Genomic DNA, 20,250 nt, shown 5'->3' on the forward strand with positions numbered 1-20,250 from the left:
ATTACTTGTTGTCCTTGTCGTCATCGTCGTCCACGACCTCGGCGTCCACCACGTCGTCGTCACCGCCGTTGGAGGCGGAGCCGGCGGCACCGGCGCCCGCGGCACCCGCAGCGCCTGCGGCGCCCTGCTGCGAGTACAGCGCCTCGCCGATCTTCTGGGCGGAGGTCATGAGCTCGGTCTGGGCGGACTTGATCTTCTCGATGTCGTCGCCCTTGAGGGCTTCCTTCAGGGCGTTCACCTTGTCGGTGACCTCCTTGGCGACCTCGTCGGAGACCTTGTCCTTGTTGTCGTTCACGAGCTTCTCGGTCTGGTAGGCGAAGGACTCGGCCTGGTTGCGGGTCTCGGCGTCCTCCTTGCGCTTCTTGTCCTCGGCCTCGTGGGCTTCGGCCTCCTTGACCATGCGGTCGATCTCGTCCTTCGGCAGGCCGGAGCCACCGGTGATGGTCATGGACTGCTCCTTGCCGGTGCCCTTGTCCTTGGCGGAGACGTGCACGATGCCGTTGGCGTCGATGTCGAAGGTGACCTCGATCTGCGGAACGCCACGCGGAGCCGGAGCGATGCCGGTCAGCTCGAAGGTGCCGAGCGGCTTGTTGTCGCGGGCGAACTCACGCTCGCCCTGGTAGACCTGGATCAGCACGGACGGCTGGTTGTCCTCGGCGGTGGAGAACACCTCGGAGCGCTTGGTCGGGATGGCGGTGTTGCGGTCGATGAGCTTGGTCATGATGCCGCCCTTGGTCTCGATGCCCAGCGAAAGCGGGGTCACGTCGATGAGCAGCACGTCCTTGCGGTCGCCCTTGATGACGCCGGACTGCACGGCTGCACCGACGGCCACGACCTCATCCGGGTTCACGGACTGGTTGGCTTCCTTGCCGCCGGTGAGCTCCTTGACGAGCTCCTTGACGGCGGGCATACGGGTGGAGCCACCGACGAGCACGACGTGGTCGATCTGGCTCACGGAGATGCCGGCGTCGGAGAGCACGTTGTTGAACGGGGTGCGGCAGCGGCCCAGCAGGTCGGAGGTCATTTCCTCGAAGTGGGCGCGGGTCAGGGTCTCGTCCAGGTGCACCGGGGTGCCGTCGGGCGTCATGGCCAGGTACTGCATCGAGATGCTGGTGGAGGTCGAGGAGCTCAGCTCCTTCTTGGCCTGCTCGGCGGCTTCCTTCAGACGCTGCAGGGCGATCTTGTCCTTGCTCAGGTCGACGCCGTACTTGTTCTTCACTTCGCCGACGAGCCAGTCGATGATCTTCTGATCCCAGTCGTCGCCGCCGAGGCGGTTGTCGCCGTTCGTGGCCTGCACCTGAATGGTGGAGAAGCCGTCGTCGTCCTTGCCGATCTCCAGCAGGGACACATCGAAGGTGCCGCCACCGAGGTCGAAGACCAGGATGCGCTCGTCCTCCTTGCCCTTCTCAAGGCCGTAGGCCAGAGCGGCGGCCGTCGGCTCGTTGATGATACGCAGCACGTTCAGGCCTGCGATCTTGCCGGCGTCCTTGGTGGCCTGACGCTGGGCATCGTTGAAGTATGCCGGGCAGGTGATGACGGCGTCGGTCACGGGCTCGCCAAGGTAGGCCTCGGCGTCCCTCTTGAGCTTCATCAGCACCTGGGCGGAGATCTCCTGCGGCGTCCACTTCTTGCCGTCGATCTCGACCGTCCAGTCGGTGCCCATGTGACGCTTGACCGAGCTGATGGTGCGGTCGACGTTCGTCACGGCCTGGCGCTTGGCGACCTCGCCGACCAGGATCTCGCCGGACTTGCTGAAAGCCACGACCGACGGCGTGGTGCGAGCGCCCTCGGCGTTCACGATAACGGTGGGCTGGCCACCTTCAAGAGTGGCGATGCAGGAATTCGTGGTTCCCAAATCAATACCAACTGCGCGTCCCATAATGTCCTCCTATGGTCTAGGTTCGTTCTACGTTTATCGCTCAAGCTTCCGGCCTCGGCGACCCCCGCGACCGACTGCGTCGATCGTCGAAGCCCGGTAGGCTTTTTCGCTTTCCAAAACTTGAGCCTACACCACTCAACTTTGGAAGTCCAACTTTTATTCCAGATATTCAGGAAATTTTTTGCCGGCCCGGTGAGGGCTATCGGAAAACCGCCGGCAATGCAGGCCCAAGACGCCGAAATCCGCGAATCACGATGCCTTCCGGTCGTTTTCCCGACGGAAAACGACCTTTGTGCACCATCAATCGCGGATTTCGGGGATTTCAGCGGATGACCGGATGATGACGGTCGGTCGATCGGTCAGTCAATCGACCGACCGTCCATCAGTCGATCAGTTGCGGGAACGAGCGAACTTGACGGCCATGCCGCCGGCCACCAGGGCCAGGGCGAACAGCAGCACGCCGAGCACGGTGGCGCCGGTCTTGCCGAGCGGGCCGTTCTGGCTGGCCTCGTTCACCTTGCCGGAGGCCGGCTTGCTGTTGTTGCCGGCGTTCGGGGTGACCTGGGCGCTGCCGCTGCCCTCGGTGCCGTTCGGACCGTTGAAGGACTTGATCTCCACGCTCTTGCCGGACTGCTGGCCGGTGACGGTCAGGCTGTACTGGGCATCGGAGGTGATGAACTTGCTCAGGTCGAGCACGGTGGTGCCGGCGGTCTGCACGCGCAGGCCGGAAAGCGGCGTGGAGGCGTCGGATGCGGAGACGACCTTGCCGTCCTTGTCCTTGAGCTCGTAGCGCAGCACGGCGTCGCCGTTGAATCCGGTGATGTCGAACACCTGGTTCTTGTTGTCCTGAGCCTTCACCTCGGCGCCCTTGGAGAGCTCGTTCTGGCCGGCCTTGTCGGTGGCGAGGCCGAGCGCGTGGCCGATGGTGTAGAAGTTGTCGGTCTGGTCGGTCAGGCCGTCGACGCGGGAGGCGCCGGGGCCGGAGGCCGCGATGCGCAGCTGGGTGCCGGTGTGGCTCATGTTGCCCTGGGCCTTGCTCGGGTCGGCCTTGCCCTCGACGTCGCCGCTGGTGTCGGAGCCGTTGCCGTACAGGTCCTCCTCGGAGGTGCCGTAGGAGATGGTGGTCTTGGAGCCGTCACGGTTCTTCAGCACGGTGCTCAGCGCGTAGATCGGCTGGGACTCCACGATCTGGGAGGTGTGGGCGTGGTCGGCGGTCACGATCACGAGGGTGTTGCTCAGGTCGATCTTGTTCAGCGCGGCGGAGATGGCCTTGTCGAGGTCGTCGGTCTCGCCGATCTGGCCGCAGGCGTTGGCGTTGTGGTCCTGCTTGTCGATGGACGCGCCCTCGACCTGCAGGAAGTAGCCGTTGTCCTTGCCGTTCTTGTTGTTCCGCAGCAGGTCGATGGCCTTGCTGGTGAAGTCGGCCAGGGAGGCGCCCTTCTTGCCGAGCCACTTGTCGTTCACGCTGCACTCGGTGGGGTTGGCGTCCTTGGCGGGATCCTGCTTGGTGGCCACGGACGGGTTGAACTGCGTGGGCAGGTTGCCGTCGCCGAGCAGGGCGAGGACCGGCTTGTCCTGGTTGGCCTCGCCGAGGTTCCTGAAGCCGTCCACGTCACCGGACTTCACGGTCTGGAAGCCCTTGTCCGCGGCGTCCTGCCACAGGGTCTTGCCGGACTGGTCGAGCTGGTTGAAGTACTTGGCGCCACCGCCGATGGTCACGTCGGCGCGGGTGTCGAGCAGCTGCTCGGAGATGGAGCCGATGCCGCCGTTGGCCTTGAGCTGGTTGGCGAGACAGCTGCCGATGCCGGCCGCCTTGGCGTCCTCGAGGTCGACCTTGCCGTCGCCGTTCTTGTCGGTGCCGTCCCACTTGCCCTGCGGTCCGTAGCAGGCGCGCTCGGAGGAATGGGATTCCAGCACGGCCGGGGTGGCGTCCTGGATCTCGGCGGTGGTCACGTTGCCCGTTGCCTTGCCGGCGGCCTTGGCGAGCTCGATGAGGTTGAGCTGCGGGTTGCCTTCGACGTCCACGTCGACGGCGTTGTTGTAGGTCTTGGTTCCGGTGGACCAGCCCGAGCCGGAGGCGGAGGAGTCGGTTACCGGGGTGATCACGCCGGCGGTCTTGCTGCCGGTGAGCTGGCCGTTCTTGTCCTTGGCCATCAGCGAATCGTTGGAGCTGTTGCCCAGCGAGAACGTGGTGTACTGGCCGGTGCCGGTCTCCACGCCCTTGTTCAGGTTCGGCTGGCCGATCTTGTCGAGTCCGTCGAAGCTGCCGTTCACGCCGTGCAGGTAGTTGCGGGCCACGGTGATCTCGGAGTCTCCCATGCCGTCGCCGATGAACAGGATGACGTTCTTGGCCGTGGCGTTGCCGTAGATGCCGGCGATGCGCTGCGCGGCGCCGTGTTCCTTGAGCTGCTCGACGCCCTGCCCGTCGGCCGCGTTGGCCAGACCGGCGAAGCCGAACAGCGTGGCCGACGCGACAAGCGCGGCGACCGTCCCCTTCAAAGCTTTGCGAGTGTTCACTTCCATACCTCGTTTCCGTCTCATACGGCGAAGTGAACGTTCGGAGCACGACGGCCGAAACCACCGGACGCTGCTGGATTCCGACTCGCGCACCGCGTCGAGGGAGCATCGCTCCCTATCCGGCACGCTAACCGGCCAAAGCATCCGCAACACGGACGGGGGACGACGGGGAGATGAACCCCCGCAAACGGCGCATGAACAATCGGGGAACACCGCGCGCTACTCGCACCGCCAGATGCAGAACGAACGCGACGGAATGGCGATCTGCCGCTCATGGCCACGCGAATAGCTTTCCCAGTTCGCCTCGCCGCACGCCTCGGCCCCGCGAGAGCTGAACACGCACTGCCATGCCGAGTCGTCGAGCGGCGCGAACTGCCCCCAGTCGTTCATGGCCCGCAGCGCCGAGACGTTCTGCCATGCCATCTGCTTCGTGGGGTTGACCGTCACGCAGTCGCCGCCCACGCGGAACACGACCACGGAGTCGTCGCGTTGCGGCACGATGCGCGACCCGCCGAACACCGACGGATTCCGCCGCCGCCATCGAATCAGCGCGGAGTAATAGTCGACCAGGCCGGCGAGTCGGCGGGCGCGACGCCAGTCCAGCCAGTTCAGCGCGGCCGACTGGTTGTATGAGTTGTCGCAGCCGTGCTTGGTGCGCGCGAATTCCTCGCCGGAGAGCATGAACGGCACGCCGGCCGACATCATCACGATGCCGGCGGCCATGCGGTTCGCCTCCATGATGTCGCCGCTCAGGCTGGGGTCGGCGTCGTATTCGGCGTCGGTCGGGCCGGATTCGGCCGACCAGACGCCGCTGCCGGAATCGACGCCCGAACCGCCGCCGAACTCCCCCACATGACCGAACGCGACCGAACGCATGGCCATGCACAGCTTGTCCCATAGCGTCAGGTCGTCGTGGGAGGAGACGTATTGCACGAACTGGCCGACACTGGCCACCTCGACCTCGGTGCCGCGCCACGCGTCGACGGCGTGGCGGACGGCCGGCGCGAATTCGCGCGCCGCGCCGGAGACGTAGCCGGGCTTGTGATGATGGAAGATGTTGCCGCGGATGGAGTCGCGCGAATCGTCGCTGAAGAATCCGATGCGCGGGTCGAGCCGAGAGAGGCCGCGTTTGCCGGCGAGCACGACGTCGGGCGAGACGGCGGTCATGTCGGCGGCCCACGGCTCGCCGTACATGATCTTCGCGGCGCCGCCCGGCAGCGCGTCCAACCGGTCGCGTATCGCGTTCATGGTGTCGACGTCCATCAATCCCATCAGGTCGAATCGGAAGCCGTCGATATGGTATTCGCGGGCCCAGTATTCCACGGAATCGACGATGTATTTGCGCATCATCGGCCGTTCGGAGGCCATGTCGTTGCCGCAGCCGGAGCCGTTGGAGAGCGCGCCGCCGGCGTACCGGCGGCAGAAGTAGCCGGGCACCATGCGTTCCAGCCAGTTGTCGGCGCCATACATGTGGTTGTAGACCACGTCCATGATGACCTTGAAGCCGTTTCTGTGCAGCGACTGGATCATCCGCTTGCATTCGCGGATGCGCACGGCGCCGTCGAACGGGTCGGTGCTGTAGGAGCCTTCGGGAACGTTGTAGTTGACCGGGTCGTAGCCCCAGTTGAAGGGCTTGTGCGCGGGATCGGCATCCGGCCTGGAGGCCTCACGCGCGGCGGCCTCGTCCACCGAGCCGAAGTCGAATATCGGCATCAGCTGCACGGCGGTGACGCCCAGGCGCCGCAGGTACGCCATGCATGTGGGGAATTCGCTGGTGTCGTCCACCCTCGTCTCGTCGTGGGTGAACGCCAGGTAGGTGCCTCGGTGTTCGGCGGGGATGCCGCTGTGAGGGTCGTTGCTGAAGTCGCCGACGTGCGTCTCCCATACGACGAGTTCGCTCAGCGGGATGGTCGGGGCCTTGTCGTCGGCCCATCCCTCGGGGTCGGTCCGTCGCAGGTCGACGACCATGCTGCGGCGGCCGTTCGCGCCGGCCGCGCGCGCCCATGGGTCGGCCGTGCGGGATACGTGACCGTCGGGGAAATACGCCACGTAGTCGTAGAACGTGCCGTGGCCGGCGCCGTCGATATGCACGACCCATGTGCCGTCGGGCCGGCCGTCGGCGCCCATGCCGGGCGCCATCGCATAGGTGGCGTATGGCTGGCGGGAGACGTCCGCGTCGCCTTCCTCGCCGGTGCTGGTGCTCGGCGGCAGGGCCGACTCGGCGTGCACGCCCGTGGTGCCGGCGACGCCGCAGCCGCTGCCGCAGCAGTCGCCGCCGTCATGGAACAACCGCAATTCCACGCGGCTGGTGGTCGGCGCCCATACGCGGAACGTGGTGCCATCGCGATCGGCGCCTTCCGTTTCCCCGCCTCGGCCGCCTTTGCTCGCCGCTCGTTCGCCGTCGGGAATCGCCCCCAGATCGTCGCCGTCGTACGGCTGCAAATCGTCAATCGCCGGAATACCCGAAACACTCATCTCGCACCCCCGTTGGCACATCGCTTCCACACAGCAATCTACCAGCAGGGGCAAAGACCTCCTACTTCGACACCTTGCCTACTTCGACACCTTGTACCGGTAGCCGCGGTGGTTGGGGTTGAGGTAGTCGCCCTTGCCGAAGAGCTTGTTGCGCAGCGTGCCGGGCGTGTATTCGGTCTGGTAGACGCCGCGCTCCTGCAGGATCGGCACCACGTAGTCGATGATGTCCTCGAACGTGCCGGGGTTGGTCACGTAGGCGAGGTTGAAGCCGTCCACGTCGGTGAGTTCGGCGATGCGCTGCAGCTCGTCGGCCACCTGCTCGCCGGAGCCGACGACGACCGGGCTGTTGCCGCCGATGGCGCGGCGCACGGCGATGTCGCGCACCGTCCAGCGCCTGCCGTCGTCGCCGGTCACCTTCTGCATGTTCGCGGCCGTGGACTGGATGGCGTTGGAGTCGATGCCGTCGAGCGGCTGGTCGAGGTCGTACTTCGAAAGGTCGGTGCCGATCCAGCCGGAGTAGAGCGTGAGCGCGCCCTCGGTTGAGGCGTAGCGTTCATAGTCGTGGTACTTGTCCCACGCCTCCTGCTTGGTGTTCGCGGTGATGGCGGTGAGCATCATGAAGATTCGGGCGTCGTAACGGCCGCGGCCGGCGGCCTCCAGCGCGTCGCGCACCTTCTTCACCTGCGGGGCGACGAGTTCGGGCGTCGGGCCGGTGACGAAGATGGCCTCGGCGTTCTCGGCCGCGAACTTGATGCCGCGCGGCGAGGTACCGGCCTGGAAGATCACGGGCGTGCGCTGCGGCGACGGCTCGCACAGGTGGATGCCCGGCACGTCGAAGTATTCGCCGTGGTGGTTGATCTCATGCACCTTCGTGGGGTCGGCGTACACGTCGTTCGCCTTGTCCTTCACGACGGCGTCGTCCTCCCACGAGCCTTCCCAGAGCTTGTAGAGCACCTCGAGGTATTCGTCGGCGTAGTCGTAGCGCTTGTCGTGCGGGATGTCCTGCTGGCCCATGTTGCGCAGAGCGGACGGCAGGTAGCCGGTCACCACGTTCCAGCCCACGCGGCCGTTCGTCAGATGGTCGAGCGAGCTCATGCGGCGGGCGAACGTGTACGGGTGCTCGTAGAAGACGCCGGCCGTCACGCCGAAGCCGAGGTTCTCGGTGGCCACCGACATGGCCGAGACCAGCGTGGTCGGGTCGTTGATGGGCAGCTGCGAGGCGGTGCGCAGCGCGGAGTCCACGTTGCCGCCGTAGACGTCGAAGTATCCGACGAGGTCGGCGATGAACATCGAGTCGAACTTGCCGCGTTCGAACAGCTTCGCCAGTTCGACCCAGTGGTTGATGTCGGTGTAGTCGGCGGAACGGTCGCCGGGGTAGCGCCACATGCCGGACGACTGATGGCCCACGCAGTCCTTGACGAATCCGTTGAAATGAATCTGTCGTTTGGCTGCGTTCGATTCGGTGCTGGCGGCGTTGGTCCCCACTGCGACGTCCTTTCATGGCGGCATCCTCGCGGCATCGTTCACCGGGGATGCGTTCGGCGGTTTCGGCGCACGCCTCCCCCGGCGTGCGTCATGGCTATCGCCATTATGGCGCCCGCGCATGGGCCGAAACCCCCAAAATCGCCAACCGCCGTATAGACGTTGCTTATCAACGCTTATCAAGCCGCGGAATTCAGCGTCAGTCCCCTATCGGGCCTCTGCCGGCCTCCATCGGTCTCCCTCCGGCCCTCCCGTCAGTCTTCGATGGGACGGACGGCGATGCGACGGGAATGCAGCGCCTCGACGATGTCGTGATGATGGGTGGAGACGAGGATGGTCTTGCCGGCGGCGACGAACCGGTTGAGCACACGCACGACGAGGGCGGTGTTGCGTTCGTCAAGACCGTCGGTGGGCTCGTCGAGCACCAGCAGGTCGGGGTTGAGCGACATGCAGCAGGCGATGGCGACACGCTTCTTCTCGCCGCCGCTCAGCCGGTACGACGCGCGGTCGGCGAAGCGTTCGAGCTCGAACAGCCGCAGGACGTCGCGGGTCCGCCGCCGGATCTCATCGTCCGGCAATCCCATCTGCGCGGGCCCGAACGCGATCTCCTCCCCCACCGACGGGCAGAACAACTGGGTTTCGGAGTTCTGGAACACGAAGCCGATGCGCTGATGCAGACGCCTGGCGAACGTCTTGTCGGCGAGGGCGGCTTTGGTGATGGCCTCGCCGTCGAATCGGTATTCGCCGGAGTCGAGGAATTCCAGACCGTTGAGGATGCGCATGATGGTGGTCTTGCCGCTGCCGTTGGGGCCGAGCAATGCCACGGATTCACCACGGCCGATGGTCATGTCGAAGTCGCGCAGCACCACACGCGGCGGGTCTCCCTCCACCCCCGGATACGCGAAGCATGCCCCGCGCAGCTCCGCCAAGGGCCGTTCCGCCTCGCGCACTGTGCTCACCATCGCTCCTTTGGTCCTGAATCCCGAATCCGACTTCGACCACGCCGATTGCCTGCCTTACCGCTGACGTTGCCAACGGAACGCCGTTGCCGATGACGGCCGACGCTACCCGAAATATACCGCCGCCGCAATCATCGCGGCAATCATGGCCGCGTAGGCCGCGTTCGGCGCGGTCAGCCAGCGTTGCTTCGGTATGCGGTATTCGCCTTCGAACCCGCGGCAGAGCATGGATTCGCCCATCTCCCTGGCGCGCCGGTTCGCCAGCAGGAACACGGCGCCGAGCACATGCCCGGCCGAGGCCATCTTGCGCCGGTCGCGGCCGACGCTGCGCAGGCTCAACGAGTCGAGCAGCGACAGCATCGACCGGCCGAGAATGTCGATGAACTGGATGGTCACGTCGCAGACGTACACCACCGAGTTCGGCACATGCAGCCCGCGAAGTCCCGCGATCAGCCGGTTCCATGGCACCGTCCTCGCCAACCCGACGGTCAGCGACACGGTAATGAACGCCCTGATGAACAGCCGCATCGGCGAATTGTATTGCCCGAGAAATATCGCCGGCAAGGCGACCAGCGAGCTCAGTGCGGCGATGCCCAGGCCGGCGAACACCACGGTTCGCATCAGACGCACCGGCCGCACGGCCAGCACGGCCAGCACCACGGCCAACAATATGTAATCGAATATCATATTGCTGGTCAGATTGGTGCAGACGATGGCAATGACCAATCCCAGCAGACGCAACGACGTGGAGACGTTTCCGAGCGCCCTGTCGATCGGACCGGCGACCAGCTCGGGCTGGCCGCCATCGGCGACGGCGGCCAGCGTCCTGCCGAATACGCCCAGGTTCCTTTCCACGAACGTCGACCGGTCATCGGCCGGCTCATAGGATTCGGAGACGCCCAGCCAATCGGGGAACGACGTCGGTTCGCCATCCACTCCGGTCACGCCGTCTTCTTGCCGTTCGCGCCGCCGACCGCAGCACCCAGCAGACGGAACACAATGGTCATCACGGCGATGCCGATGACGGCGCAGAGTATATAGCCGGCCCAGTCGGGAAGCCCCTGCATGGAGTAGTCCGGCAGCAAGGCGTTCCACGAGAATCCGTTGGCGATCCGGTCGGGCACATATGCCAGTCCGGTCGCGGCCTTGAACTCCTCGGCCCCCCATTCGCCGTACGCGGTGCCGGTGGCCAGCAGTCCGATGGGTGAGATGACGGTCAGCGCTCCCAGGCCAATCCACACCGGCGTCTTCAGACCGCCTGCACCATGAGTCGCGACTCCCCCACGTTCCGTAACGGCATCGGCCACAATCTCCGGCGCCGCACGACGCACGAATTCCACGACCGCCACGGTCACGATTCCCTCGACGATGCTCGCCATGAGCAGGTGCGGAATCAGCATGGCCGGCACCGCAATCGCCATCGGATACGGGAAGTACAGCGCCTGACCGGCGGCATCATGGAACAGCACCGGCTGCACGCCGAGCTCAAGCGCCACCATCAGCGCCGCCGCCGTAAGACCGATGTATGCGCCGGCGAACACCGCCACGCGGGTCTTCCATCCGTCATCAAGTATCTTATGCAATAACGCGTATACGCCATAGGCCACGAACGGCAGCACGAACGCCATGTTGAAGCAGTTCGCGCCATAGGTGATCAGCCCGCCGTCGCCGAACAGCAGCGCCTGCAGCAGCAGCGCCACCGAAACGGCGACCGTCGCGTACTGCGGTCCGAGCAGGATGGCGATGAGCGACCCTCCGACCGCATGCGCCGTCGTGCCTCCGGGGCACGGCACGTTGAACATCATGATGAGGAACGAGAACGCCGCACCGGCGCCGAGATACGCCATCTTCTCGTGGTTTGCGTGCGTCATCACATATTTCAGGCACAATGCCCACACCGGAATCATGATGAGGAAGAACACCAGCCCCGTCGACGGCGACAGATAATTATCGGGAATATGCATCGCCAGGGTGGCGGTGTTGTCGAACGTGGTCATTTTCGGCCCTTTCCTTCAGGATTTCGGGCCCAAAGACCCGAGAAATATGGTAGACAAGCCGATTTCACGCGTGTAAACGCCACATATCCAATGCGTTGTTTCGTTGCGATTCCAATGAAAATCAGGCATACCGGCATATGGGACACGCCGGCGGGGCAACGGTCGCCGTCGGTGATTTTCCCGTTACATAAGCGGTTTTTTTCGGCATTATTCTTGGCGGCAGATTTTCATGGCGATGCTCGCGAAAGGAATTCACATGATAGCTGACCACATCAGCGGCAACATCATCGAGAACCCGCCGAAGGACGGCAAGCTGAGCGTGCCCATCACGTTCGACTGGTTCGAGACCGACAAGAAGCGCATGGCCAAGGTTGCCGAGGACGGCACCGAGTTCGGCGTGATGGTCGGCCGGACCATCAAGGACGGCGACGTGCTCGCCGAGACCGACGACAAGCGCTACTACGCGAAGATCAACACCGCGCAGCTCATCGAGATCCCCGTCTCATCGATGAAGGAGATGGGGCGCCTCTGCTTCGAGCTCGGCAACCGCCACCTGAGTCTGAAGGTGGAGGACGACCGCGTGCTCGTGCCGTACGACCATCCGACGATGGAATACACGAAGAAGATCGGCTTCGAGCCGCACATCATCGAAGGCGGATTCGACGGATTCCTCATCGTCAAGGCGCACGCCGGCTCGGGCACCATCATCCCCGGCACGAACAAGACCACGGGCGACGTGGCCGAGGAGGAGCAGGAGGCCGCGGCCGACGAGGCGTGGAAGAGCGAGCATGACGGCGGGCACGAGCACGGTGACCACTCGCACGGCGAACATCATCACGAGCATGGCGAGCACGAGCACGTCGCCGGCGAATACGAGGTCAACGGCGTGCTGCATCGCCCCGACGGCACGCACAGCCACGACGGCGGCCACACCTGGCACAGGCACTGACCGGCCACAACCCCATCCATCATCCATCCGCACTTCCGATTCCGCGAAAGGAGGAGCAATGGCGCAAGCGGCAACCGCGACCATGAGCGACGACGAGATCGAATCGCGTCATCTCGCCATGTTGCAGGTGTGCGACAGCGTGTTCCCCATCGGTGCGTTCGCCTTGTCGAACGGCATGGAGACGTTCGTGCAGCGCGACTTCCTTCGCAAGGGCCCTGATTTCGAGCAGTATCTCAAGAACTATCTCGAGGTCGCGCCCTACAAGGAAATCGGCCAGATGGTCATCGCCGGCAAGTACGCGCAGGACGCGCGGCTCTCCGCGAAAGGACTGGAACGCAAGATCACCGAATTGGACGAGCTGGCGTCGGCGCTGCAGTCCGCACGCGAGATTCGCGAGGGCAGCGAGCGCATGTGCGCCCGGCTCATCAAGCTCGTCGACAAGATGGATGCGGGACAGGGCGTCGGCAATGCCGACATCGACTCGCGCAGCCCGCATCTGTCGACGTACCGCTCGCTGATCGCCGCCGGGCGTTGCCGCGGCCTGCACTCCATCGCGATGGGCCTGTATGCGGCCGACCATGCGGCGAGTCTGCGCAGCGCGGCGGTCACGTATGGCTATTCGCTCATCAGCGCGCTCACCATGTGCGCGGCGAAGGCGATTCCGCTCAGCCAGTTCGCCGGTCAGGTGGCATTGCACGACTCGTTCCCGAACCTCGTGCATGCGGTCGACGTGGCGTTCACGCTCAGACCCGACGACCTCGGCATCTCGGGCGCCTATCTCGACATCGCCGCCATGCAGCACGAGACCCTGTATTCGAGGCTCTATATGAGCTGACGGCACCACGCCGCACCGCATCAAACAACACAAAGGAGAATCCCATGTCCTACGTACGCATCGGCGTCGCCGGCCCGGTCGGTTCCGGCAAGACCGCCCTCATCGAACGCCTGACCCGCAAGATGGCCGACGAATACAGCATCTGCGTCGTCACGAACGACATCTACACCAAGGAGGACGCCGAGTTCCTCATCGCGAACTCGCGCCTGCCCGAAGACCGCATCGTCGGCGTGGAGACGGGCGGCTGCCCGCACACCGCCATCCGCGAGGACTGCTCGATGAACCTCGAGGCGTGCGAGGCCATGGCCGAGGCGCACCCGGACGTCGACATCATCTTCGTGGAATCGGGCGGCGACAACCTTTCCGCCACGTTCAGCCCCGACCTCGCCGACGCCACGATCTATGTGATCGCCACGGACGAGGGCGACAAGATCCCGCGCAAGGGCGGCCCCGGCGTCACCCGCTCCGACCTGCTGGTCATCAACAAGGCCGACCTCGCGCCGCTCGTGCACGCCGACCTCGACGTGATGGCCCGCGACAGCAAGAAGATGCGCGGCGATCGCCCGTACATCTTCACCGATCTGATGGGCGGCGCCGGCGTGGACGACGTCATCAATTGGATAAAGAAGGACGTCCTCTTCGAAGGCAAGTAACCGTTCATTCCACGCCATAGCCCATGCCTTAGGTTTCGAGGATCACCATGCCCAGCAGCACCTTCCGTCTCGCCACCGCGTTCCGCAACGGCCGGACCAAAATCGACGACGTGTATTTCGAGGCGCCGTTCAAGCTCATGACGCCGTTCGTGAACGGCCGTCATGCCGACTTCATCGTGATGCTCGCCTCGCCCGGTTTCCTCAAGGGCGACGACGCGCATATCGTATGTGATTTCGGCCCCGGCACCGATTCCACGATGAAGACGCAGAGCTACGAGAAGGTGCTGGACACGGCCGACGGCGAGGCGAACCGCACCATCGACCTGACCGCGCGAGGCGACGCGAAGGCCGTGTTCCTGCCGTTCCCGGTGATTCCGTTCCATAACAGCACGTTTACGAATGTAACCAAGGCACATATCAGTCCCGAGTCGACGTTCGTATATGCGGACGTAGTCACATGCGGACGCGTGGGCATGGGCGAGCGCTGGCAGATGCGACGTTTCACGAACCGGCTGCGCGTGACGCTTGACGAGTCGCTGGCGTCGGAGGAGTATCGGGAGGCATTGCACGCCGCGGATTCAGCGTCGAAGCCCCAACCGAAGCGCGGCCGTCCCCGCAAGCCGGAGCATCGTTCGCAGCTCGTGTTCGCCGACCGGCTGCTGCTCGAACCCGAGCACTTCGATTACGAGGAGATGGGCATGTGGCGCGAGTACACGCATTGCGGCGTGCTGTACGCCCACATTCCCGAAACCGACCCCGGCTACGACCCCGACGCGCTGTCCGACGCCGAGCATTCACCGTACGCCGCGTCGTCGGGTGCGGCGACCGGCTCGAAGGACCCGAGGCTGATTCCCGATACCCGCCAGCGCATCGCCGCCGCACGCGTGGCCGCCGAGGATGCGCTGATCGAACGCATCCGAACATTCGCCGAGGAAACGAACTTCGAGGGCGAATTCGGCGCAAGCCGCGTCACGAACGGCATCTGCATCCGCATCCTCACCAGGCGCGGCGACGACGCCTTCGATTTCATCAAGTCGGCCGCCGGCATCATCGCCGCGTAAGGCGATATTCTTCTTTTTCGATTTCCCGGTCTGGGGCTGGCTCAAATCAATCTCAACCAGCCCCAGACCAGCCCCAGCCGGTCTCAGAACAGGAAGTAGCGCTGCGTGAGCGGCAGCTCGTTCGCCGGATCGGAGTGGATGAGCTCGCCGTCGACCGTCACCTGGAACGTCTCGGGGTTCACCTGGATATCGGCCAACGTGTCGTTGAACTTGAGGTCCTTCTTGCCGACCGTGCGGCAGCCGTGCACCGGCAGCACCTGACGCTGCAGGCCGAGCTTGCCCTTGATGTCGTCGTCGATGGCGGCCTGCGAGACGAACGTCGCGCAGGAGCTGCCCAACGCCCGTCCCAGAGCGCCGAACATGTCGCGGTAGTACACGGGTTCCGGCGTCGGGATGGAGGCGTTCGCGTCGCCCATGCGCGAGTAGGCGATGGACCCGCCCTTGATGACCATCTCGGGCTTGGCGCCGAACATGGCCGGCTGCCACAGCACGAGGTCCGCCATCTTGCCGACCTCCACGGAGCCGACGTAATCCGAAATGCCGTGCGTGATGGCCGGGTTGATGGTGAACTTCGAGACGTAGCGCTTCACACGGAAGTTGTCGTTGCGGTTGTTGTCGTGCTCGTCTTCGGGGAGCGGGCCACGCTGCTTCTTCATCTTGTCGGCGGTCTGGATGGTGCGGGTGATGACCTCGCCCACACGACCCATGGCCTGCGAGTCGGAGCTCATCATGGAGATGATGCCCATGTCGTGCAGCACGTCCTCCGCGCCGATGGTCTCGGGGCGGATTCGCGAGTCGGCGAACGAGATGTCCTCGGGAACGTTGCGGTCGAGGTGATGGCAGACCATCATCATGTCGAGATGCTCGTCGACGGTGTTGCGCGTGAACGGCATGGTCGGGTTCGTGGAGCTCGGCAGCACGTTGGGGAAGCCGGCCGCGCGGATGATGTCGGGCGCATGGCCGCCGCCCGCGCCCTCGGTGTGGTACGTGTGGATGGCGCGGCCCTTGAACGCGGCGATGGTGTCCTCCACGCAGCCGCCCTCGTTCAGGGTGTCGGTGTGGATGGCCACCTGCACGTCCATCTCGTCGGCGACGCCGAGGCAGGTGTCGATGACGGCGGGCGTGGAGCCCCAGTCCTCGTGGATCTTCAGGCCTGCGGCGCCGGCGCGGATCTGCTCGCGCAGCGGTTCGGGCGAGGAGTCGTTGCCCTTGCCGAGGTAGGCGATGTTGACGGGCAGCGCCTCGGCCGCTTCGATCATGCGGGCCAGGTGGAAGGCGCCGGGGTTGCAGGTGGTGGCGTTGGTGCCGTCGGCCGGACCGGTGCCGCCGCCGACCATGGTGGTCACGCCGCCGGCGAGCGCGGTGCGCACCTGCTGCGGCGAGATGAAGTGGATGTGGGTGTCGAGTCCGCCGGCCGTTACGATCATGCCTTCGCCGGCGAGAGCCTCGGTGCCTGAGCCGACGGCCAGGCCGGGCGTGACGCCGTCCATGGTCTGCGGGTTGCCGGCCTTGCCGATGGCCGAGATCTTGCCGTTCTTGATGCCGATGTCGGCCTTGTAGATGCCGGTGTAGTCGACGATGAGGGCGTTGGTGATGACGGTGTCGGGCGATTCGGCGTCGAGCTGCACGGAGCTTTGGCCCATGCCGTCGCGGAATGACTTGCCGCCGCCGAACTTGAGTTCGTCGCCGTAGTTCGTGTAGTCCTTTTCGACTTCGATGATGAGGTCGGTGTCGCCGAGGCGTACGCGGTCGCCCGTCGTCGGGCCGAACATGCCGGCGTAGTCGCTGCGTGTAATCGTCTTGCTCATGATTTCAAGTCCTTAAATCCCCAAAAATCCTTGTTCCTTGGCCTTGGCGAATGCGGCTTCGCGTACGGTCGGGTCGTCGAGCCTGCCGTCGACGAGGGCGCTGAAGCCGTGCACTTCGCGCGTGCCGGCGATGTCGATGAGCTGCACGCGGTGCGATTCGCCCGGTTCGAAGCGCACGGCCGTGCCGGCGGGGATGTCGAGTCGCTTGCCGTAGGCGGCTTTGCGGTCGAACTTGAGGTATTTGTTGACTTCGAAGAAGTGGAAGTGCGAGCCGATCTGAATCGGACGGTCGGCGGTGTTGACCACGTCGAGTTCGATGCTTTCACGACCGGCGTTGATGGTGAGGTCGCCGTCGGCGAAGAAGTATTCGCCCGGCTTGAGCTTTTCGGTGGTCTCGATGGGGTTGTGCACGGAGACGAGCTTGGTGCCGTCGGGGAACGTGGCCTCGACCTCAACGACGTCGATCATCTCGGCCACGCCGTCCATCACGTCTTCAGGCTTGAGGAGCGTGCGGCCGTACTGCATGAGCTCGGCGACGGTCGCGCCCTCGCGCGCGCGTTCCACGCATTCGGAGCTGATGAGCGCCACAGCCTCCGGATAGTTGAGCTTCACGCCGCGGTTTTTCCGTTCCTTGGCAAGCTCGCCCGCCTGATGCAGCAGCAGCTTGTCGATCTCCCTAGGAGTAAGTCTCATCAGACCCCCATCGCTCGATATGCCTGTTTCGTCGGTGGCGGGGCGCCGCGCATTAGCGCGCAAGCCCCGCCACCGCCACGAATTCGGGGATATTGTATGGCGACTATGAGAACGGGAGGTTTCCTGAAGAATCCTGATAAAAAAGTAAAATACAGCATGTGTCTAGCAATTACATCTACCAAAGTCACTCGGATTTCAATCTAAGTGATCACAACATTAAAATGTCCAAAGACGAAGAAATCAAACAACGACAACGCTTAAGTTCCTATGGTTCTTACCGCCCAGAAAAATGCATGATTTGCGGAACAACATTTCAGGACCAACGGCCATGCAACTCACATTCAATTCCGCAATTTGTATTAAAGAGCCTTAACAATGGCGCGTCTGGCAACGATAAGTCAGGGCAATTTTATCCACTTAACTCGTTTCTTCAAATTCCGTGGGTAAATAAAGTTAACGGCCGCAATAACACCGGCACTTTTTCGCTATTATGCAAAAAATGCGATGGCAGCTGTTTCCAAAACTACGAACGCGCTGATATCTATACAAAGTCATTGCTTGGCAACGCTAACCTGCAAACAATTCTCAACGAAATTGCAATGAAAAACTACCTATATTCGTACTATGACGCAAAAAAGACGATTGCCCGAATAGAAAAAGAGTTGCGGCAGGAGGAAACCTCTTCCTTTACATCAAGGAAAGAATTGAACCGTCGAATTCAAATCTTAAACCAACAGCTTGATGCAGAAACAGCTAATGCCAAGGACAGCTTTCAAGGATTCAAGAACACATGCAGTATTAGAGCCAAATTACAATCTAAGCCATCTACGATACTTTATACAGTAGATTTCTACCATCAATATAATCGTCTTTTCCCCTTAGCTTTTCAAGGGAAAATCACTATTGAATACGATTGCTGGGGCAATCATATAAACAACTTATTTGCTTTTGATCAAGCGACTCAGGATATGCATTTATGTATTTTTCCAATTCGCGGGACCACCATGGTTCTTTCTTTTTCAAGACGTAAGGATAAAAAGATACAACTCATACGCAAGAATCTCAATAAGAAGAAAGTCGATGAAACAGCCAAAGCATTAACCGCAATGGCTATGACTGCATCGGGAAATTTTGCCGTGTATATCAACACACCAGAATCTATATTCAATAACCAATATTTACGGTCATTGGCGGGGGAAACAGGAACCATTCTTACTCATACTTACACTCAAAATAACAATGTTTCCCCATCGCAAGCACAGAAATTAGCACACCAATCTGTGAGGGAAAACCACATTACAGGAGCCCGGAAACATCTAGCTGACTATTTAAAAATCCCCAATAAACTCATTGGACTAAATAATGTTTGACGTGAGGATGAATATTTGCGTATCGTCACACCGCAAATATTCATCTTCCTTCATATCATCTTTCATCCATATCAACAACTTTCACCACCCACAATCCCCTACTCCCCAACACAAAACGCCGCATATAGCGGTACGCTGCGGATGCCGTTGTCGACTCCGAAATTCTTGGCCGAAAGACGCAACACCTTATCAGGCTCATATTTGCCTAGGTACACCGACAGACTCCGCAATCTGGTGTTATCGGGACGACTTCACCCCACCGGCACACCGGCGACACTGTCGTTCATCTGCATGATGAAATCCACCTCGGCAGTGGCGCCGCTGGTCCAATACCGCAACAGTATGCGGCCGCCGCAAACACCAACCACACATCCACCCTTTTATATCTTTTTATAAGTTTTATATCTTTTATAAGTTGGAAGGCATAAACCCGAATAAACGTTGATATTCCAACGTTTCTGCCACAACGACACCAATCCCCGTTGTGACCCCTAAATAGACCTTTTAACTACCCTTTTCTCAGATCACCGAGTCGCCTCAGCCAAGCGTCGGTAGATATCCGATGGCAGGTGCCGGTTTCCGAAGCCGCGCACTCGGATGCCGAAGTCCGTACGCCGATACACGATGCGCATGTCGGCGCGAGCCCCCTGGAAGCGGTGATGCTGAAAATGGTAGGACCGCCATTGCGCGAGACCATACTTCAACGCAGCGCCTTCCACGCGGCCGGCGACGAGTTTGGCGAGTGCATCATGCACACTGACGACTGCGGTCTTGAATTCGGCTTCGTCCGGCCACACATATGCCAGCAGAATCACGTCATCGGACAACGATTCCGGATCCATTTCCACACCATCAACTCCGGCGAGAATGGCAATGGCATCGGTAAGCAACGCATTGGGAATAGCCATCAGGCACCAACTTCGCCGGATTTACCTTCGCCCACCCCGCGCGCATCATCCGACTGGGCATCACCAGTATCACCAACATCACCGGTCGAAGAATCCCCATCGACCCCATCAAGGAACTCACGCACCTTGTTGCCGCGTCGAAGAAGGCTCTCCTGTGCGGCCGCCGCAAGTGCTTCGCCGGACTTCCAATCCTCTCTGGCTCCACGAGCAATGAACATCTGCTGTACGGCGACGCGCTCCACCTCAGACTCCAGCACGTTGATGGAATCCAGCAGTTCGTTCATCGCATCGACCGACACCAGATATCCCGTCGTATCGGAACGATCCACGATCTCCATGATGCCCTGCTCCACCAACGATTTACGCCACGCGTTCGACCGCGCCAATTCCGTCAGTCCGATGCGAGAACCAGGTGCTGCCGCCTCGCGCAACGCCTTCGCACGCTCCTTGATATCCGTCATCGCATACCGCCTTCCACCGCACTTACCCTACTCCGGCCGTCATCACCGCCGACTGCAATCACTTGAGCCGCAATATTCAATCACATTTTACATCATAGAATAATGTGATTTCAGGCAACACAGAAAAAGGCGGGGCGGTCGCTGCCACGGACAGTTACAGCAACGGCCGTCCCGCCGGAACAGACCTTCCCCGACGGGCTTCG

Annotated in this window: 16 protein-coding genes; 5 read left to right on the top strand and 11 right to left on the bottom strand. The window is 62.4% G+C overall.

Translation table 11 applies throughout. From position 1 onward, the window contains the following. Position 1 precedes the first annotated feature (1 nt). The 7 genes from dnaK to cbiM all read right to left on the bottom strand — a co-directional run bounded on the left by dnaK (position 2) and on the right by cbiM (position 11,309). Positions 2–1,879 (bottom strand): molecular chaperone DnaK, encoded by a 1,878-nt coding sequence (gene dnaK, locus GFD18_RS07870; RefSeq protein WP_163200516.1) that lies wholly within the window; start codon positions 1,877–1,879, stop codon positions 2–4. A gap of 390 nt (positions 1,880–2,269) precedes the next feature. After that, positions 2,270–4,396 (bottom strand): alkaline phosphatase, encoded by a 2,127-nt coding sequence (gene phoA / locus GFD18_RS07875; RefSeq protein ID WP_163200595.1) that lies wholly within the window; start codon positions 4,394–4,396, stop codon positions 2,270–2,272. Between the two features lie 219 nt (positions 4,397–4,615). Then, the gene (locus GFD18_RS07880) at positions 4,616–6,871 is read right to left on the bottom strand and encodes an alpha-amylase family glycosyl hydrolase (RefSeq protein ID WP_163200515.1); all 2,256 of its coding nucleotides are present in this window, start codon (positions 6,869–6,871) and stop codon (positions 4,616–4,618) included. A gap of 78 nt (positions 6,872–6,949) precedes the next feature. Continuing rightward, positions 6,950–8,356: an LLM class flavin-dependent oxidoreductase gene (locus GFD18_RS07885; RefSeq protein WP_204314014.1), complete on the bottom strand. Its 1,407-nt coding sequence runs from the start codon at positions 8,354–8,356 to the stop codon at positions 6,950–6,952. A 251-nt stretch (positions 8,357–8,607) separates the two neighbouring features. Continuing rightward, positions 8,608–9,315, bottom strand: coding sequence for an energy-coupling factor ABC transporter ATP-binding protein (locus GFD18_RS07890; protein ID WP_163200514.1), 708 nt, complete (start codon positions 9,313–9,315; stop codon positions 8,608–8,610). 102 nt (positions 9,316–9,417) lie between these two features. Continuing rightward, a complete protein-coding gene (locus GFD18_RS07895; protein ID WP_163200513.1) occupies positions 9,418–10,257 on the bottom strand; it encodes an energy-coupling factor transporter transmembrane component T in 840 nt (279 codons plus the stop codon). Next, a complete protein-coding gene (cbiM, locus tag GFD18_RS07900) occupies positions 10,254–11,309 on the bottom strand; it encodes a cobalt transporter CbiM (RefSeq protein ID WP_204314013.1) in 1,056 nt (351 codons plus the stop codon). The genes GFD18_RS07895 and cbiM overlap by 4 nt, the downstream gene beginning before the upstream one ends. Positions 11,310–11,565: 256 nt before the next feature. Between cbiM and GFD18_RS07905 the strand changes: the two genes are divergently transcribed. From GFD18_RS07905 to GFD18_RS07920, 4 genes are read left to right on the top strand one after another with little or no spacing between them, the layout of a single operon-like run. Beyond that, positions 11,566–12,258 carry an urease accessory protein UreE gene (locus GFD18_RS07905; protein ID WP_163200512.1) on the top strand — a complete coding sequence of 231 codons (693 nt, stop codon included), beginning with the start codon at positions 11,566–11,568 and terminating at the stop codon, positions 12,256–12,258. Between the two features lie 58 nt (positions 12,259–12,316). Then, positions 12,317–13,093 carry an urease accessory protein UreF gene (locus GFD18_RS07910; RefSeq protein ID WP_225432985.1) on the top strand — a complete coding sequence of 259 codons (777 nt, stop codon included), beginning with the start codon at positions 12,317–12,319 and terminating at the stop codon, positions 13,091–13,093. Positions 13,094–13,137: 44 nt separating this feature from the next. After that, positions 13,138–13,746 (top strand): urease accessory protein UreG, encoded by a 609-nt coding sequence (ureG, locus tag GFD18_RS07915; protein WP_163200511.1) that lies wholly within the window; start codon positions 13,138–13,140, stop codon positions 13,744–13,746. Between the two features lie 47 nt (positions 13,747–13,793). Beyond that, the gene (locus tag GFD18_RS07920) at positions 13,794–14,807 is read left to right on the top strand and encodes an urease accessory protein UreD (protein WP_163200510.1); all 1,014 of its coding nucleotides are present in this window, start codon (positions 13,794–13,796) and stop codon (positions 14,805–14,807) included. Positions 14,808–14,890: 83 nt separating this feature from the next. On the opposite strand, the gene ureC is transcribed toward GFD18_RS07920, so the two are convergent. Then, complete coding sequence (ureC, locus tag GFD18_RS07925) at positions 14,891–16,615, bottom strand: urease subunit alpha (protein ID WP_163200509.1); 1,725 nt, start codon at positions 16,613–16,615, stop codon at positions 14,891–14,893. 12 nt (positions 16,616–16,627) lie between these two features. Then, entirely contained in the window at positions 16,628–17,308 is a 681-nt protein-coding gene (gene ureA / locus GFD18_RS07930; RefSeq protein WP_163200508.1) for an urease subunit gamma, read from the bottom strand. Between the two features lie 221 nt (positions 17,309–17,529). Here ureA and GFD18_RS07935 point away from each other — a divergent pair, with 221 nt between their 5' ends. Further along, positions 17,530–18,678 (top strand): hypothetical protein, encoded by a 1,149-nt coding sequence (locus GFD18_RS07935; RefSeq protein ID WP_163200507.1) that lies wholly within the window; start codon positions 17,530–17,532, stop codon positions 18,676–18,678. A gap of 524 nt (positions 18,679–19,202) precedes the next feature. Here the strand turns inward: GFD18_RS07935 and GFD18_RS07940 are convergent. After that, on the bottom strand, positions 19,203–19,586 hold the full coding sequence (locus GFD18_RS07940) for a hypothetical protein (RefSeq protein WP_163200506.1): 384 nt from the start codon (positions 19,584–19,586) through the stop codon (positions 19,203–19,205). After that, positions 19,586–20,047, bottom strand: coding sequence for a hypothetical protein (locus GFD18_RS07945; protein ID WP_225432987.1), 462 nt, complete (start codon positions 20,045–20,047; stop codon positions 19,586–19,588). Before GFD18_RS07945 ends, GFD18_RS07940 begins: the two co-directional genes overlap by 1 nt. Positions 20,048–20,250: the final 203 nt, after the last annotated feature.

The sequence above is a fragment of the Bifidobacterium saimiriisciurei genome (assembly GCF_010667655.1).
Lineage (GTDB): Bacteria > Actinomycetota > Actinomycetes > Actinomycetales > Bifidobacteriaceae > Galliscardovia > Galliscardovia saimiriisciurei.